The 17,178-nt window shown below is 61.0% G+C and carries 16 protein-coding genes; 6 read left to right on the forward strand and 10 right to left on the reverse strand.

Annotated elements, in window-relative coordinates; genetic code table 11:
* Entirely contained in the window at window positions 1-912 is a 912-nt protein-coding gene (cyoE, locus tag MJ605_RS17600; RefSeq protein ID WP_243042846.1) for a heme o synthase, read from the forward strand.
* Window positions 913-1,062: 150 nt separating this feature from the next.
* On the opposite strand, the gene MJ605_RS17605 is transcribed toward cyoE, so the two are convergent.
* From MJ605_RS17605 to MJ605_RS17615, 3 genes are all read right to left on the reverse strand, one after another.
* Complete coding sequence (locus MJ605_RS17605; protein WP_243042847.1) at window positions 1,063-1,755, reverse strand: HAD family hydrolase; 693 nt, start codon at window positions 1,753-1,755, stop codon at window positions 1,063-1,065.
* A gap of 14 nt (window positions 1,756-1,769) precedes the next feature.
* On the reverse strand, window positions 1,770-3,026 hold the full coding sequence (locus MJ605_RS17610; protein WP_243042848.1) for a LysM peptidoglycan-binding domain-containing protein: 1,257 nt from the start codon (window positions 3,024-3,026) through the stop codon (window positions 1,770-1,772).
* Window positions 3,027-3,401: 375 nt separating this feature from the next.
* Window positions 3,402-4,772, reverse strand: coding sequence for a Do family serine endopeptidase (locus MJ605_RS17615; protein WP_243042849.1), 1,371 nt, complete (start codon window positions 4,770-4,772; stop codon window positions 3,402-3,404).
* A gap of 341 nt (window positions 4,773-5,113) precedes the next feature.
* On the opposite strand from MJ605_RS17615, the gene MJ605_RS17620 reads away from it, so the two are divergent.
* From MJ605_RS17620 to MJ605_RS17640, 5 genes are all read left to right on the forward strand, one after another.
* Window positions 5,114-7,261, forward strand: coding sequence for an adenosylcobalamin-dependent ribonucleoside-diphosphate reductase (locus tag MJ605_RS17620; RefSeq protein ID WP_243042850.1), 2,148 nt, complete (start codon window positions 5,114-5,116; stop codon window positions 7,259-7,261).
* A 116-nt stretch (window positions 7,262-7,377) separates the two neighbouring features.
* Window positions 7,378-7,950, forward strand: a complete 573-nt coding sequence (locus MJ605_RS17625; RefSeq protein ID WP_243042851.1) for a histidine biosynthesis protein HisIE — start codon at window positions 7,378-7,380, stop codon at window positions 7,948-7,950.
* A 238-nt stretch (window positions 7,951-8,188) separates the two neighbouring features.
* A complete protein-coding gene (locus MJ605_RS17630; RefSeq protein WP_243042852.1) occupies window positions 8,189-8,926 on the forward strand; it encodes a TSCPD domain-containing protein in 738 nt (245 codons plus the stop codon).
* A gap of 121 nt (window positions 8,927-9,047) precedes the next feature.
* Window positions 9,048-10,085: a ParA family protein gene (locus MJ605_RS17635; protein ID WP_243042853.1), complete on the forward strand. Its 1,038-nt coding sequence runs from the start codon at window positions 9,048-9,050 to the stop codon at window positions 10,083-10,085.
* A gap of 1 nt (window position 10,086) precedes the next feature.
* Entirely contained in the window at window positions 10,087-10,782 is a 696-nt protein-coding gene (locus tag MJ605_RS17640) for a hypothetical protein (protein ID WP_243042854.1), read from the forward strand.
* A 3-nt stretch (window positions 10,783-10,785) separates the two neighbouring features.
* Here the strand turns inward: MJ605_RS17640 and MJ605_RS19380 are convergent, their stop codons facing one another.
* The 7 genes from MJ605_RS19380 to MJ605_RS17675 all read right to left on the reverse strand — a co-directional run bounded on the left by MJ605_RS19380 (window position 10,786) and on the right by MJ605_RS17675 (window position 16,997).
* Entirely contained in the window at window positions 10,786-11,517 is a 732-nt protein-coding gene (locus MJ605_RS19380) for a CPBP family intramembrane glutamic endopeptidase (RefSeq protein ID WP_243042855.1), read from the reverse strand.
* A gap of 42 nt (window positions 11,518-11,559) precedes the next feature.
* Window positions 11,560-12,162: a DUF3267 domain-containing protein gene (locus MJ605_RS17650; RefSeq protein WP_243042856.1), complete on the reverse strand. Its 603-nt coding sequence runs from the start codon at window positions 12,160-12,162 to the stop codon at window positions 11,560-11,562.
* 2 nt (window positions 12,163-12,164) lie between these two features.
* The gene (locus MJ605_RS17655) at window positions 12,165-12,824 is read right to left on the reverse strand and encodes a DUF3267 domain-containing protein (RefSeq protein ID WP_243042857.1); all 660 of its coding nucleotides are present in this window, start codon (window positions 12,822-12,824) and stop codon (window positions 12,165-12,167) included.
* A gap of 17 nt (window positions 12,825-12,841) precedes the next feature.
* Window positions 12,842-13,204, reverse strand: coding sequence for a hypothetical protein (locus MJ605_RS17660; RefSeq protein ID WP_243042858.1), 363 nt, complete (start codon window positions 13,202-13,204; stop codon window positions 12,842-12,844).
* 133 nt (window positions 13,205-13,337) lie between these two features.
* Window positions 13,338-13,520, reverse strand: coding sequence for a hypothetical protein (locus MJ605_RS17665; RefSeq protein ID WP_243042859.1), 183 nt, complete (start codon window positions 13,518-13,520; stop codon window positions 13,338-13,340).
* A gap of 74 nt (window positions 13,521-13,594) precedes the next feature.
* The gene (locus MJ605_RS17670; RefSeq protein WP_243042860.1) at window positions 13,595-15,757 is read right to left on the reverse strand and encodes a peptidase domain-containing ABC transporter; all 2,163 of its coding nucleotides are present in this window, start codon (window positions 15,755-15,757) and stop codon (window positions 13,595-13,597) included.
* A complete protein-coding gene (locus tag MJ605_RS17675; RefSeq protein ID WP_243042861.1) occupies window positions 15,750-16,997 on the reverse strand; it encodes an HlyD family secretion protein in 1,248 nt (415 codons plus the stop codon). Before MJ605_RS17675 ends, MJ605_RS17670 begins: the two co-directional genes overlap by 8 nt.
* Between the last annotated feature and the right edge of the window lie 181 nt (window positions 16,998-17,178).

The raw sequence follows: 17,178 nt of genomic DNA on the forward strand, positions 1-17,178 counted from the left end.
ATGACCCACCGTTTCCACGAATACATGGAACTGACCAAGCCGCGCGTCGTCGCGCTGCTGGTGTTCTGCGCGGTGATCGGCATGTTCCTGGCCGTGCCGGGCGTGCCGCCCTGGCGCGCCTTGGTGTTCGGCACGCTGGGCATCTGGATGGCCTCCGGCTCCGCCGCCGCGTTCAACCACCTGATCGACCAGCGCATCGACAAGGTGATGGCGCGCACCGCGCATCGCCCGCTGGCGACCGGACATCTCACGCCGCGGCAGGTGCTCACTTTCGCGCTGGCGCTGGGCGCGTTGTCGATGCTGGTGCTGGTGCTGCTGGTGAACCCGCTGACCGCGCTGCTCACCTTCGGCGGCCTGATCGGCTACGCGGTGATCTACACCGCCTATCTCAAGCGCGCCACGCCGCAGAACATCGTGATCGGCGGCCTGGCCGGCGCGATCCCCCCGGTGCTGGGCTGGACCGCCGTCACCGGCGCGCTGCATCCATTTGCGCTGCAGCTGTGCCTGATCATCTTCGTGTGGACGCCGCCGCATTTCTGGGCGCTGGCCATCTTCCGCCGCGACGACTACTCACGCGCGCAGGTGCCGATGCTGCCGGTGACGCACGGCGTAGTGTTCACGCGCTGGCACGTGCTGTTCTACACCATCCTGCTGGTGCTGGTGACCCTGCTGCCCGCGTTGACCGGCTACAGCGGATGGATCTACCTCGGCGGTGCCGTCGTACTGGGCGCGGGGTTCCTCTATTACGCGATCCGCCTGCTCGACCCGCCGGACGAGTTCTTCGCGATGAAGGTGTTCAACTACTCCATCGTGTACCTGATGGCACTGTTCGCCTTCCTGCTGGCCGACCATTGGCTGATGGAGCCGCTGCCGTCGCACCCGCAGGGCATGGTGTTCGAGCGCGCGGGCTGAGCGCGTGTAGCGTCTGCGCTAGTCGGCTTACCCCTCCCCAGCCCTCCCCTGCGTGCAGGGGAGGGAGCAGTGCATGCTTATGCTCCTCCCCCTGCTTGCAGGGGGAGGCTGGGAGGGGGTAAGCGCGCTGCGCCACCACGCAGAGCAACGTCAGCCCTCGCGCTCCAGCCAGTCAGCCAGCTCGCCCATGTCGCGCAGGTCCAGGTCCGGCGCCGACCCCAGCGCGCCGGGCCAGGGATGGCCGGCGCGGTTGATCCAGGCCGTGCGCAACCCCGCCTCGCGCGCACCCACCACGTCCAGTTCCGGGTCGTCGCCCACGTGCAGGATTTCCCCGGGCGCCAGCCCCAGCCGCTCGGCGGCGGCAGTGAAGATGCGCGGGTCGGGCTTGGCCACGCCGGCGTCGCGGGCACTCACGTGGTGCGCGAAGTGCGTGCGGATGCCGATGCGGTCCAGATCAGCGTTGCCGTTGGTCAGGCTGGCCACCGGCCAGCGCCCGGCGATGCGTTGCAGCGCGGGCAGGCTGTCGGGATACAGCTCGACGCTGTTGCGGGCGGCGAAGTAGATCTCCCATAGCGTTTCCAGCGGCGCCTCGTCGATGCCGCAGTGGGCGAACGCGCGCCGCATGGTGAGGTGGCGCTGCGTGGTGAAGTCATGGGCAAGGTCGGTGCGCTCGGCGGCCACCTCGGCGCGCAGCGCGCGCATGGCCGGGATGGGCCACGCGCGCGCCACGTCGGGATAGTGCTGGCGCAGGTACGCGTCCAGGTCGCGGTCCGCGCGCTCCAGGGCCGGCAGGACCGGCCACAGGGTGTCGTCCAGGTCGAGCGTGAGGGCGCGGATGCGCACGCCGCCCTCCGCGCTCAGTTGCCGCTGACCTGCAATACCTGGTCCAGCTTCAGGTTGTCGCTGGAGAGATGATTCCAGCTCTTGAGCTGGGCCACCGTCACCGAATATTTCTTGGCGATGGTCGACAAGGTATCGCCCTTGGTCACCGTGTGGGTCTGGCTGGCCGTGGGGCTGGCGGTCGTCGCCACGGCATCCGTGCTGTTGCGCACGTCCATGGCCTGCTTGGCGGCCAGCGTCTGCTCCGAGGTCGGCGCGGCGGCGGCGCCTGCGGCATAGGTGGCGCCGGGGGCGGCCACCGGCGTCGTTTCCGGTGCGGGCGCCGGGGCCGGCTCGTCCGGCATCGGGATGCCGTTCTCGGCCAGCAGCTTCTCGCGGCGGGCCTTGTCGTTCTCGGCCAGCTGCGGTGCATCGGTGTACGGCACCAACTGGTGCTGGCGGGCCAGCGCCTTCACCTGGTCGGTGTGCAGGAATTCCATGAAGGCCTGGATCTGCGCAGTCTTGGGGTTGTTGCGGTTGGTCACCAGGTACAGCGGGGTATACAGCAGGTAGCTGCCGTCGGAGACGGTGGCCAGGCTCGGATGCACGCCATCGACGTTGACCATGCGCACCTTGGTGTTGGCGGCCACGCCGGACAGGGTGGTCACGCCCAGCGCATTCGGGTCGAGCGTCACCGCCTCTTCCAGCTTGGTGGTGTTCACGTACAGGCGCGGCGCCGCCACCGGCTGGTTGCCGCGGCCAAAGATCAGGCGGCGCAGGCTGTATTCCACGCCGTCGCCAGGGCTGGCCACGGCGTACAGGTCGATCGGCGCGTCCTTGCCGCCCACGTCCTTCCAGTTGGTGATCTTGCCGAAGTAGATGTCGTGCAGTTGCTTGACGGTGAGGTTGGGCACGCTGTTGGACGGGTGGGTAATCATCACCAGCGCATCGAACGCCACCGGGGTGAACACCAGATCGCTCTCGGTGCCGCCCGCGCTGCCGCGCGCGCTGCCGGCCACGTCGGCCAGGCCGTGCGCCACCGCGTCCAGGCCCGAGGCGGTGTTGAACGGCTGCACGTCGATGCGGCCCTTGCCGCTCTTTTCCCAGGCCTTGCTCACATCGTCGACCACGCCGCGCGCGGTGGCGTAGTCGCCGCGCCAGACCAGGGAGGGCAGCGCGGGTGCGGCCGGCTTGGACGGCTTGGTCTTGGCCTTGCCGGCGGCGAGGGCACCGCTGGCCGCGCATGCGGTAATCAGCGCAACGAAAAACAGGCGGGAAAATCGGAAAGACGACATGGTGGTGGGGAACCCCGGAACAGGAAAAGTGGCGTTCGCGGCCGCCTTGGCCAGGCGCGCGTGCGGGAAGCGATGTGATTAGGGTATTTCAGCCAGCTCAACGGCAAACATCAAGCGAATTCGTGGGTCCGCACCGGGGAAAAACGCGACGCCGGGCACGTGGGATGGCCCCCGTTCATCGGGGGTTGCTCGTCTCAGCGCGACCTGTACGGTCGCAGTCGAGATGCGACGGCAAATGACTAAGAGCCTGTTCACGATCTTCCCGTAGCCCGCGCCGGGAAAATCGTGAACAGGCTCTAAGGGTGTCCCTTGCGAGGTGGCACCTAACGACGTCATCCCGGCCTGCGCCGGGATGACGAATCGGTATGGCCCCGGCTAGCGGATCTCCACATAGCGCACGCCATCGTCGCCCGACACCACCAGCACCAGCTGGCGCGGATTCACGCCGGCCAGCCGTTGCAGCGTGCGCAGGTCGGGCACGCGCAGGTTGCCAATGCCGATCACGATGTCGCTGGTCTCAAGGCCCGCCTGCGCGGCGCGGCTGTTCGGACGCACCGCGCTGATGCCCACGCCGGCGACGCCCTGGCCCCGCATGTTCTGCGGTAGCTCGCTGAAGGTGACGCCGGCCAGCCGCGGGTCCAGCTTGGCCCCGTCCAGCGTGGCCAGCTTCTCGGGCGCCAGCCGGGCAGTCACCTCGCGCGCGCTGCCGTTGCGCAGCACGGTGAGCTTCACCGTGCTGCCGATGGGCAGCAGGCCCTCGGCGTTGCGCAGCTCCTGCGCGTTGCGCAGCGGCTTGCCGTCGATGGCGATGATCACGTCGCCCACCTGGATGTCGGCCGTCTCCGCCGCCGAGCCGGCGGTCACGCGCGTCACCACCGCGCCATTGGTGTCCTTCAGGCCCAGCACCTTGGCGATGCGCGGGGTGATGTCCTGCGTCTCCACGCCCAGGTTGCCGCGGTTGACCTTGCCGTTGGCAATCAGCTGCTGCATCACCTCGCCGCTGAGGTTGGTCGGGATGGCGAAGCCGATGCCCACGTTGCCGCCCGAGGGCGAGAGGATCATGGTGTTGATGCCCACCAGCTCGCCGCGCAGGTTCACCAGCGCGCCGCCGGAATTGCCCGGGTTGATCGAGGCATCGGTCTGGATGAAGTTCTGGTAGCCCGAGCCGCCCAGGCCCGAACGGCCCAGCGCGGAGACGATGCCCGAGGTCACCGTCTGGCCCAGCCCGAACGGGTCGCCCACCGCCACCACGAAGTCGCCCACGCGCAGCCTGGACGAGTCCGCCATCGGCAGTGCCTGCAGGCCGCTGGCCTGGATCTGCACCACCGCCACGTCGGTCTCCGGGTCGGTGCCCACCAGCTTGCCCTTGAAGTCGCGGCCGTCCTGCAAGGTCACCGTGATGTCGTCGGCACCGCCGACCACATGGTTGTTGGTAAGGATGTAGCCCTTGGCCGCATCCACGATCACGCCCGAGCCCAGGCTCTGCTCCACCCGCGAGCGGGGCACGCCGGACAGGCCGAAGAACTGGCGGAACACCGGGTCGTCGAAGAACGGGTCGCGCACCTGCACGCGGGTCTTGGTGGAGATGTTGACCACCGCGGGCGTCACTTTTTCCAGCATCGGCGCCAGCGAGGGCAGCGGTTGATCGCCTACGGCCGGCGGCAGTCCGGCGTGGCTGGCGAGCGGCGTGGCGGCCATGGCGAGCAGGCCCAGCGCGGCCAGTCGGCGGGCAAGACGGGCAAACATGCGAGAAGCTCCTTTTGCGGATCAAACAGCGGTCGTTCGACTCGGCAGGATGACAACGGTTCCATCGAGGCGAACGGCGTCGAAACCACTTTACATCGACGCATGCCGGGGGTAACGTTCACATCCGTTCGCGACCACAACATCTTGTGTGGCGACGCTGGGAATCAACCCAAGAGATGGTGTCATAAAGCACTCTCAGGGGGAGTGGTCGAAGGTCGGGCAGGGAACGCGAGGGTCAGGCGGCACGCCGGCTGCGCTTCCGGTGCGGGCCTGATGCGAGCGGCTTAGCCGAATCAACGAAACCAACGGCCGCGAGGCCGTGCCGGGAGGTCAGGAAGCCGATGAGCACCGCGCGTGCACCAGCCGTAAGCCGTGATAGCGCAGCCATTCCGCTGCAGCCCGCGTCGTACGACATCTGGGACAAGAAGTACCGCCTGAAGGCCAAGTCGGGCGAGCCGGTCGACGGCAGCGTCGACGAAACCTACCAGCGCGTCGCCCGTGCGCTGTCCGAGGTGGAAGCCACGCCGGAGCTGCGCGAGCACTGGTTCGAGCGCTTCCTGTGGGCGCTGCGCCGCGGGGCCATTCCCGCCGGCCGCATCACCTCCAACGCGGGCGCGCTGGCCCACAAGCCGGCCACCTCCACCATCAACTGCACCGTCTCGGGCACCATCCGCGACTCCATGGACGACATCCTGGAGAAGGTGCACGAGGCTGGCCTCACCCTGAAGGCCGGCTGCGGCATCGGCTACGAGTTCTCCACGTTGCGCCCGCGCGGCGCCTACGTGTCGGGCGCGGGCGCCTACACCTCCGGCCCGCTGTCCTTCATGGATATCTACGACAAGATGTGCTTCACCGTCTCCTCCGCCGGCGGTCGCCGCGGCGCGCAGATGGGCACGTTCGACGTCAGCCACCCCGACGTGAAGGAATTCATCCGCGCCAAGCGCGAGGATGGCCGCCTGCGCCAGTTCAACCTGTCCCTGCTGGTCACCGACGGCTTCATGCAGGCGGTGGAGCATGACCAGGACTGGCCGCTGGTGTTCCCGGTGCACGTGAAGGAACAGTCCGAGATCGACCTCGCCGACCCCACCAAGGTGGTGTGGCGCGAGTGGCCCACCCACGAGAACTACGTCGAGCGCGAGGACGGCCTGGTCGCCTGCAAGATCTATGGCCACATCCGTGCGCGGCACCTGTGGGACATGATCATGGTGTCCACCTACGACTTCGCCGAGCCGGGCTTCATCCTGATCGACAAGGTCAACGAGATGAACAACAACTGGTGGTGCGAGCACATCCGCGCCACCAACCCCTGCGGCGAGCAGCCCCTGCCGCCATACGGCTCGTGCCTGCTGGGCTCGGTCAACCTCACCACCTTCGTGCGCGACCCGTTCGGCCCCAAGGCCCGCTTCGACTGGGACGAATACCGCGAAGTGGTGAAGATCTTCACCCGCATGCTGGACAACGTGGTGGAGATCAACGGCCTGCCGCTGCCCCAGCAGCGCGAGGAGATTCTCTCCAAGCGCCGCCACGGCATGGGCTTCCTGGGCCTGGGTTCCACCCTCACCATGCTCAAGATGCGCTACGGCAGCGCCGACGCCGTGGCTTTCACCGAGGACGTCTCCCGCGAGATGGCCGTGGCCGGCTGGGAGGTCGCCCTCGACCTCGCCAAGGAAAAGGGCCCGGCCCCGGTGCTGGCCCGCGACTACACCGTCACCGGCGACATGCTGCGCAAGCGTCCGGAAATGGCCGCCGACGGCTACCGGGTCGGCGACACCATCCCTGGCCGGGTGCTGCACGCCAAGTACAGCCGCTACATGCAGCGCGTGGCCGAGGTGGCACCCAACCTGGTGGCCCAGCTCGCCGAAACCGGCGCCCGCTTCACCCATCACAGCTCGATCGCCCCCACCGGCACCATCTCGCTCTCCCTGGCCAACAACGCCAGCAACGGCATCGAGCCCAGCTTCGCCCATCACTACTCACGCAACGTGATCCGTGAGGGCCGCAAGACCAAGGAAAAGGTGGAAGTCTTCAGTTACGAGCTGCTGGCCTACCGCGCCCTCATCAACGCGGACGCCATGCCGTTCAGCGACGACCCCAAGTCCAAGCTGCCCGACTACTTCGTGGCCGCCGACGACATCTCGCCCAAGGAGCACGTGGACATCCAGGCCGCCGCGCAGCGCTGGGTGGACTCCTCCATCTCCAAGACGGCGAACGTCCCCACCGACTACCCCTACGAAGACTTCAAGGACATCTACTTCTACGCATACAAGCAGGGCCTCAAGGGCTGCACCACCTTCCGCTTCAACCCCGCCGCCTTCCAGGGCGTGCTGGTGAAGGAGGCCGACCTTGAGAGCACCCTCTACCGCTTCGAGTTGGAGGACGGTAGTGTTGTGGAACTGAAAGGCAACGAAGAAGTGGAATACGACGGCGAAACCCATACCGCCGCCAACCTGTTCGATGCCTTGAAGGAAGGGTATTACGGAAAGTTCTAATATAGCGGCCGGCGCCTGGTTTCCAGGTGCCGGCTTGCTTGCGAGAGCGACTTCCGGATGCCTAGAAGCAGGGCTCACTACAAGTTCCAGAATCCACGTCGGAGGGGATTACACGCATGTCCATCGATACCGAGTTTGATGTGAAAGAAGACGCCGTTGCGGTCGTAGACGCGCCGGTCGAGGTCCCCGTGGTCGAAGCGACCCCGGCACCCGCCCCCAAGAAGGCTCGCGCCAAGAAGGCGGCCGCAGCCAAGAAGGCTGCTCCGGCCAAGAAGGCAGCGAAGAAGGCGGCCAAGAAAGCCCCCGCCAAGAAGGCTGCGAAAAAGGCCGTGAAGAAAGCCCCCGCCAAGAAGGTCGCCAAGAAAGCGGTGAAGAAAGCCGCCGCCAAGAAGGTGGCCAAGAAGGCCGTGAAGAAGGCCGCCGCCAAGAAGGTCGCCAAGAAGGCGGTGAAGAAGGCCGCCGCCAAGAAGGTCGCCAAGAAAGCGGTGAAGAAGACCGCCGCCAAGAAGGCTGCAAAGAAGGTCAGCAGCAAAAAGACGGCCAAGAAGGCCGCAGTGAAGAAGACGGCCAAGAAGGCCGCCGGTAAGAAGACCGCCGCCAAGGCGGTCAAGAGGTCCACTGCCAGCAAGAAGGCGAGCGTGAAGAAGGCCGTGCGCAAGCCGGCCAAGAAAGCCGTCCGCCGCAAGTAAGCCGTACCCGATCCGGCCCGGCGTGCCAAACGCCGGGCCGGACCGTTTAAAAGCCACTGTTGTGACCGCATATTTGAGTAGCTAGTCACCCGGCTTTTAGCTCGTCAGTCCTGCCTTTTAGCTCGTCATTCCGGCGCACGCCGGAATCCAGAGCCTCGATAACCAGTTTTCGCGAAGCGTACAGTTCGCTCTCCGCCCCAGGCTGCAACGCCGCCAAATCCGTCAGAGAACCAAAGTCATGGCGATCAAGATCGAAAAAAAGATCAAGGGCTACAACGTCGTCAAGCCCGAGGACAAGGCCGCGCCCGCCGCCGCACCCGCCCCGGCCGCTCCCAAGGAAGCGCCCAAGGCCGAAGTCATCCAGATGCACGAGAGCCTGGAACGTCCCGAGACGCTCGTCGGCTCCACCTACAAGATCAAATCGCCGCTGTTCGAGCACGCGTTGTACGTCACCGTCAACGACATCGTGCTCAACGCCGGCACCCCGCACGAACAGCGCCGCCCCTTCGAGATCTTCATCAACTCGAAGAACATGGACCACTTCCAGTGGATCGTGGCGCTCACCCGCATCATCTCCGCCGTATTCCGCAAGGGCGGCGACGTCACCTTCCTGGTGGAAGAGATGAAGGCCGTATTCGACCCGCGCGGCGGCTACTTCAAGGCCGGCGGCATCTACATGCCCAGCATCGTCGCCGAGATCGGCGCCGTCATCGAGCAGCACATGAAGATGATCGGCCTGATCCACGACCCGGACATGGACGAGAGCACCCGCCAGCTCATCGCCGAAAAGCGCGCCGCCTACGAGGCCGCTGCCACCGGTGCCAAGAAAGCCCCCACCACCGACGACGTCCCCACCGAACCCTCCAACGGCTTCCCCCCAGGCGCTACCCTCTGCGCCAAGTGCAACACCAAGGCGCTGGTACTGATGGACGGCTGCCAGACTTGCTTGAATTGTGGGTATAGCAAGTGTGGATGAGTTTTGATGAGTAATTGAAAAGCTGCCTTATCCAAGGCAGCTTTTTTTTTGCTCATTGGATGCTTCGATTAGTGCGAAAATACGCCAAATCTATTAATTGGCTTCAAAAGGGGGCTGGCGAATGACAAAAATTCTCGCTCTATATAACCACAAAGGTGGCGTGTCAAAGACAACGACGTCGTTTAATCTGGCGCATTCGCTTTCGGTGCTAGGGAAAAAAGTTCTATTGGTGGATGCCGACCCTCAATGCAACCTGACCGAACTCTGTCTGACTACCGTCATTCAGGAGCTCGATGAAGCACTTGTCGAAGGAGCTCAGGAGGGAGTCTTGCCTGGAACTACTGTTCTTGAAGCACTACGTCCTCGATTTGATGGTGAGCGCCCATCCGTAGATATTGATGCCATTGAGTTGGTCCAGCTTCAAGATAAAGGCGTAAGTCTTTTTAGGGGGGATATCGGCTTAAGTGAAGCAGAGGACGTACTGTCTGCGGCTCATAGTCAACGCACTACTAACGATATTCACCAGAAGCGGAACTATGTGGCTATATACGACATGCTTAGCCGCCTGGGTGAAAAATTTAATTTTGATTTCATAATCATTGATGTCGGCCCCAGTGCGGGAGCGTTGACGCGGTCGTGCTTCCTAGCAGCTGATTTGTTCCTTGTGCCAGTTGTACCTGATCGTTTCAATTTTCAGGCGATTGGGTCTCTTAAGACTATTATCGCAAAATGGGTCCGAGAGCACTCTGCAATTATTTCGGATTTCAAATCGCTGGGGCTCAACGTCGCTCGCGGATCACCTCAGTTTCGTGGTCTAGTAATGCAGCGTTATCAGCGATATGGAGGGAACGCCAAGCCAGCATTTCAGCATTGGATGGATCGAATTAAAGAAAGAGTCACTGCGGAGCTTTTGCCATCAATTGTAGTGGCAAGTGGCAGCAAGGAAATTGTCGCCGAGGTTTGTTGGAACTCTCCCGTGGCGATTGAAATTCCGGAATTCGCAAGCCTCGGACCTATGATGCTGACCCAAGGCAAGCCAGTATGGGCACTCACAAAAGCTGAGACCGGTTGGACGGGAGCTGTCTGGGAGGACCGAAAGCCCGCGATGGAGGATTTCGGTAAGAGGTTTACGGACCTGGCTTCACGGGTGCTTACGTAATATGGAGTACCACGTCGTTGCATTTATGGACGTGCTTGGCTTTTCTCAGATGGTTAGGTCTGACTCGGGAAGCGAAATACCAGAGTACTTGCCAATCTTTCGCAAAGTTCTGGCCGAGGTGAGAAATCGCTTTGACGGTAAGGAAGGCCTTGATGTCAAAATGTTTTCGGACTCGGTTGTTATCAGCGCACCTCTTTCCCCAGAGAACGTTGGTGAAGTAGCGAACGCTTGTGCTGTTATGCAATGCCAATTCCTTGCTCAAGGAATTTTATTGCGAGGCGGTATTTCATTTGGGAAGCATTTTTCAGACGATTTGGTGTTGTTTTCCTCTGGAATGATTTTGGCTTACGAGCTTGAGAGTAAAAGAGCTAAGTTTCCGAGAATTGTTGTCGATAAAAATCTATTGGATTATTTTCTAAATTACCCTGGCTTGAAGCCTGGGTTACGTAATAATGTGTGTGGGATTGTGTTAGAAGACCCTGATGGGTGCGTATTTATTGATTATTTGTTTTCCGGAGACTTTGTGCTTCTTAGTAAGAGTGTGGAAAAGCTTTTTTCTCGCGTACACACTGGAGAGGATGGCGTACTAGAAAAGATGCGATGGCTTCATGACTACCATTCTTATTGCGCCACACGGCTGTCTAGAAAAGATCTTCTTCTTAGCAATTTTAAATCTGGCTTTTCATTGGTTGGCTAAGAGTTAGCCTTTGGCTAGCATCAGCATGGTTCCGGCATTGACGAGATTGTGGGCCGCCAAAGGGCCAAGAAGGCTCCCTGTGATCTGGCGCAGATACATAAAAGCGCATGCCCCGATGCTGACCATGGCGAATGTGCTGGGGCTGAAAGAGAAGTGGCCGTTCGAGAAGCGCAGGGCATGAATCGATGTGAAGATTAGGCTTGGTATCAAGAGGGCTATGGCCTTGTTGACCTTCCTTTGGCGGCCGGTGGCTACTTGGTTGATGAGCAGCGCAGGCATAAGGCCTCTGAATACAAGCTCTTCGTCTGTTCCTGAGGCCGCCAGCATGAACAAGAGCATGTTCATGGAAAGCTCTTGGTGCTGATGGCTGCTTTGGATTGCGCTCCAAGTTATGGCGCCCAGTACGACGAAGAGTAGGACTGTGGTTCCGATCCTTCTGGGGTTGGGGGCGCAAATGCCAATGTCCCGTAGCGTTAATTTGTCTCTGCAAATGGCGATAAATAGGGCCAAGCCAATTAACGAGAACGCTTTGGCTGTCCAAAGCGTGTGGTGGCTTCCATTTTCACTTATGAGTATCCCGGCATATAAGCAGATGCATTGAACTAGGAATGCCAAGTTGAATAGGGCTAGGGAGCGGATGCTTGGCAGTGCCTCCTTGAGAAATGCCTTTGATGGCAAAATAATAATGGTGGAAATTGAGAAAATGCAGAGCGATGGAATAAAGAAGGCTGGCACACTATCGCTCCGCTAATAAAAATGTTGATGGTTTTATTAAGTTTAGGTGGGCTTGCTACTGTTGTGGTCGTTGGTAGTACTGAACCCAAAATACTCACCATGGCAGATGGCGTCGGGAGGAACTTCCCGGATGACTTTGTAAGTAAGCATCATATCTCCCGTGGAAGCCATGCCGTTGAGGATTGAAAGACCGGCGAGAAAGGGAACGACGGATGGTGTTACCCAGGGAGCTATTAAAAACGGCGGGATGGTCAGTAAAACAAGGGGTGACATTAGCGTAATTATCAGGCGTCGCCTGCTTTGTTCCCCTTGGTAGGCTGCGTAAAAAACCAAGCGTTTGGGTAGCATGCCAACAATTGATTCGTTAGACATGCCGGCTTGCGGATGTGCTATAAGATGAATGAATTCATGCAATATGACGATTGAAAAGGTGAGAGGTAGAAATATTTCCGGCGGCTGGTCAAAGACGCCAAATATGTCTCGATTGCTCCACATGCTTCGCCAGGCAATATAAATAGCGGGTAAGACAATAAAAATGGCTATGACCGTGCCGATAACATGTACGCGAGAGTAGTCAACGACGATCTTGGTCTTGTTTTCAAGATGACAATCTACCTCTGATGGCATGCCGTATTTAAAGCGCATATCTAATCCCCCTGATAGTCTCGGCTGTCGTTCACGCTAAATCCGAAGTAGTGGCCATGGCACATGGCATCGCGTGGAACCGTGCGAATAACCAAAAAAGTCAAAAGAATGTCCCCGGCCGATCCCACGCCATTAATGATGGATAGTAATGGAAGAAAAGGAACTATAGCGGGCGGTATAAAGGGCGCTAATAGAAAGGGCACGAAGGTAAGCACTATTAATGGCGCCAGCAGCGTGACAATAAGGCGTTGACGGCTCTGCTCGCCTTGATAGCTCGCGTAGGCCATTCCACCCTTTGGAATGATGCCGACCACAGAGTCGCTTGACAGTCCTGCTCGTGGGTGCGTTAAAAGATGTACGAATTCGTGCAAGATGATTAAGCCTAGTAACGACGGGATGAATATTTCCGGGGGCTGTTCGAAGATGCCGACGATCACGTCGTTGGTCCACATGCTTCGCCACATCAAATAGAGACTTGGGCCTATAATAAGAAACCCAAGCATTATGGCCTTGACATGTAGCCGCTTATAGTCAACGACGATCTTGGTCTTGTTTTCAAGATGACAATCTACTTCTGATGGCATGCCATATTTAAATCGCACTTGTGTTCCTTCGGTAGCCCGGGGAATGGAAAATCCTATGGATTTCCCTAATGTTTTCATAATAAATAATCAAGCCATTATGCTGATAACTTGTTTAGGATGGCGAAGGTCAAGGCCGCTGTTGCAATTACGAGCAAGATGAGGGCCTTTTTGTTTTGTCTTACATCCTTGCGTGGCGCGCTGGAAAGAAAGACGAGATCATCAAGCCATTTTTGGCGGACGAAATATTTTGACCATTTTGGTGGATTGGATGGGCGGTAGCCAAAAAGGTACGTTGCTGTTATTAGGTAGAAATAAGTCAAAAAGACCAAGCCATCTGTCCAGTTACTACCGTTATGTATCATGCGGTAAATGTGAGCTGGAATGCCAAATAAAAGGCCTGCCCACATGGCAAATTTTGAGGCAATTATGTAGGATTTATCCTGGATATCTTTTTTCATTGGGTTGAGTGTGTGGCGGGGCGGGCGGCAGGCTGATGTCTACCGCCCGCATTGTTGAAACCCACGATTAAATGGGCGTGTCACGCATTTGATTTATTGCGTGGTTTTCGTTCAGTTTTAAAGATTGTTGGCGTCAGCCGATTCCTTTCCAGATGGAAAGGCCTTCCCAAATTATTAATCCGGCAAGAGCGCCGACGGCGGAGCCCACGGGGCCCCCAATAAGGCCAACCGTGGCCCCGACAACCACCCCGGCTGTCGCCGTGATGCCATCTCCACCGCTGACAGCATCGGTCTGTTCAATGGTCAGTTCTTGCATGTCTATCTCCTTTCATTAATTGCGTCCTGATTTGAATTGCATTGCCGGCAGGACGCGTCGCCGGCAATCCTTGGTTAAGGCGCCGCGTCTGTGGATGGCTTTGGGATATCGGTCGTTCTGGGTTGGCCGAGGCTGATAACGCGTTCAGCGCTTGCGATGGTTTCCGGCCGGTGGGCAATGACGATGCGCGTCATGCGCATGTGGCTTATCGCGGTGTTGATCTGCCGCTCGCGCTCAATATCCAAATGGCTGGTGGCTTCATCGAGCACCAGCACCCTGGGTTGCTGGTACAGGGCGCGGGCCAATATCACGCGTTGCTTTTGTCCGCCGGAAAGCGTTGAGCCCATGTCGCCGACTTGGCTCAGGTAGCCCATGGGCATGGCGGCGATATCGGTATGGATGGCCGCCAGGTGGGCGGCTTGCACCACACGTTCCGGCGTGGCTTCGGTGTCGAAGAAGCTGATGTTTTCGGCGAGGGTACCCGCGAAGAGCTGGTCGTCCTGCATAACGGCCGATACCAGGCGGCGATAGTGCGACAGGCCCAGGCGGTGGATATCGATGCCGCCGAAGCGGACTTCGCCGGTGGTTGGCTTGAGCAGGCCGAGCGCCAGCTTGGCGAGCGTGGTCTTGCCGCAGCCGCTGGGTCCGACGATGGCGACGCTTTCGCCGGCCTCGATACGCAGGCTGCACTCCTTGAGTATCCACGGCTCGTCCTCCGCGTAGCGGAAGCTCACGTTGCATAGCTCGACGCTGGCGTCCGCCGGTTCGAAGGCTTGGGCTTCGCCGGATGATTCGGGCACGGCCAGGGCGATGTCGGCCACGCGCTCGGCGTGGAGCCGGAGCATGCGGAAGTCCACCCACTTGTCGACCAGCCCGATGGCACGGCTGGTGAACTGGTCCGCGTAGGCGATGAAGGCGATCAACATGCCGGCGGAGAACGTGTTGTCCAGTGCCAGGGCGGCGCCGATCCACACCAGGGCGATGCGGCCGAAGCCGAAGAGCAGTTGATTGGTCAGCGTGAAGGCGATGGCCAGTCGCTGGATGCCGATATCGCGGTTGGCGGTGGCGACGGTGGCGTTGGCATAGCGCGCCTGTCGTTCGCTTTCCTTGTTGGCCAGCTTGAGGGACAGGGCGCCCCGGATGGATTCCAGCAGCTCCGTCTGCTGGCGCGCGGCATAGATGATCTGCTCCTCGCTGGTCCGCCGCAGCGGCTTGAAGAAGGCCCACCGGACGAGGCCGTAGACCACGAAGAGCCCCGCGACCAGCAGAGCAAGCCACGCGTTGTAGAAGCCCATGACTACCAGCGTCACCAGCGACATGGCACCATCGAGCAGGGAACCGATGAATTGCGTGGTCAGCGTTTTCTGGATGCTCTGGATAGAGCCGAAGCGGGACACTACGTCGCCCATGTGCCGCTTTTCGAACCACTCCAGCGGCAGGCGCATCAGATGGCCGAACAGGTTGCTGGCCCATTGGACGTTTAGGTTCGCTCCCAGCCACATGACGACCCAGGAGCGGGCCGCATTGGCGATGGCCGAGAAGGCGGTGATGGCCAGGAACCCCAGGCCGAGCAGGGTGAGCAGCTCCCTGTCGGCCGAGACGAGCACCTGGTCGACCACCCATTGCATGTAGAACGGGGCGGCGAGGGTGAACACTTCCAGCGCCACCGCGAGCAGCCCTATCTGGAACAGGGCCGGCACCACGCCATGCGGGCGCCCGGTCAGGGCGCGCAAGGCCACTGGCTGCCGCTCCCGGATGGGCGAGAAATCGGCCGAGGGCCTCAGCTCCAGGGCAACGCCCGTAAAGTGCTGGGATACCTCCGCGAGGGGCAGCTGGCGAATGCCTTGCGCCGGGTCGTGGACGATGGCGATGCCGCGCCTGACGCGCTGGAGCACGACGAAGTGGTTCAGGTCCCAATGCAATACGCAGGGCGTCTGCAATTGGCCCAGGTGATCCATGTCCAGGCGAAGGGGGCGGCAGGTAAACCCCAATTGGCCGGCCATGGCGATCAGGCGCGTCAGCGTGATGCCCTTGAGCGACGAGGCGAACCGGCGGCGCAGGCCGGCCAGGTCCACGTCATGGCCGTGATAGCTGGCGAGCATGGCCAGACAGGCGAGGCCGCATTCGGTGGCCTCGGTCTGCAGCATCACGGGCAGGTGCCGAGACCAGCCGAATCGCAGGGCGGCCAGGAAGCCCTTCCTGGGTGGTTGCGGCTCGTGGGCCGATCCATCAGCCATGGGTATCCCGCTCCAGCAGGCGATGGCCCATGCCGTACAGGGGCTCGAACACCCACTCGATCAGGCGGCGCCTTTCCATAAGGATGTCCGCATCCAGCGCCATGCCGGGCTTGACCGGCTCGGGCCTGCCATAGGCCACGACGTGCTGTTGGTCCAACCGCACGTGTATGCGGTACATGGGTTCGTTGACCTGCTGGCCGATCAGACCGCCCGCCTCCGTTGGTGACAGCGCGCTACGGGAAATCTCGCTGACGGTGCCGTATTGCTGGCCGAACTTCTGGAAGGGATAGGCCTGGTAACGTAGGACGACCCGGTTGCCCGGTTCGATAAAGCCGATGGCCCGGCTGGGCGCGAGCAACTGAGCCTGTAGCGTTGCCCCAGCGGGAAGGATGGAGAGCACGGGCTGGCCACTGGCGACCGCCTGGCCTTGCTTGGGGAGGATGGCGGACACCACGCCGTCCTCCGGTGCGCGCAGTACCACCGCCCGTTCCGCCTCGTTTTGCGCCATGGACTGGCGGACGGAGGCCAGTTGGCGCTCGGTATCGTTGCGCTTGGCTTCCTCGTCCAGTGGAAGCTGTGCCAGTTGTTGCTGGGCAGCCTCGACCTGCTGTTGCGTATCCAGCCTTTGGCGGGCCAAGGCCTTGTATTGCGTCTGCGCATCCAGCACGGCGGTCTCCTGTTGCTGGATCTGCAAGGCCGAGACATAGCCCTTGCTGGCCAGGGGCGTGATGCGTTCCAGCAGCGCCTGGTTGCTGGTGACCTGGCGCTGCTGGATGGCGAGCTGGTCATCGATCTGCGCCAGTTGCGACCGCAGCAGGGAAAGCTTGGCTTGCAGGGCATCGCCCTGCTGCCGGGTCAGGGCCGCCTGTGTCACCAGGTCGGCCTGCAGGGCGATTTGTTGTGAATCGAGCTGGCGGCCCACCAGCTCATGGGTATCGCCCAGGGCGGCACTGTCCTGGCGGCTTGCTACCTCCAACAGCACGTCGCCAGCCTTGACCACCTGGCCTTCGCGGGCGGCAATACGGATGACGGTTCCGGCATTGCTGGCTGTCAGCGTCAGCAGGCCGGCGCTGGGCAACAACTGGCCGGTGACCGTCTCGCGACGCGTGTATTGGCCTATGAAGAGGAAAAGCAGCAAGGCCATTGCTGTTGCGGTGATAAAGGCTATGGCAATCCACCGCGACGGCGGGGAAGCGATGATGATCGCGCCAAGCCATTCGCCATGGCGCGCCTGCGCCACTTCCGGCCTGAACAAGGGTCTTTCCGTCACAACCGACTCCACGATGTTTGGACGTCCATCCGCCGAAGCTAGGTGGCGATGGAGGTCCCAACAAAGGGATGAAGTGATGCTAGGCTCGTAGGAATTACCTGAAAGTTAGCGTGGTATGCCGAAGGCACAAGCCAAAGGTGATCTGCGACGC

The organism is Dyella sedimenti (assembly GCF_022760995.1).
GTDB lineage: Bacteria > Pseudomonadota > Gammaproteobacteria > Xanthomonadales > Rhodanobacteraceae > Dyella > Dyella sedimenti.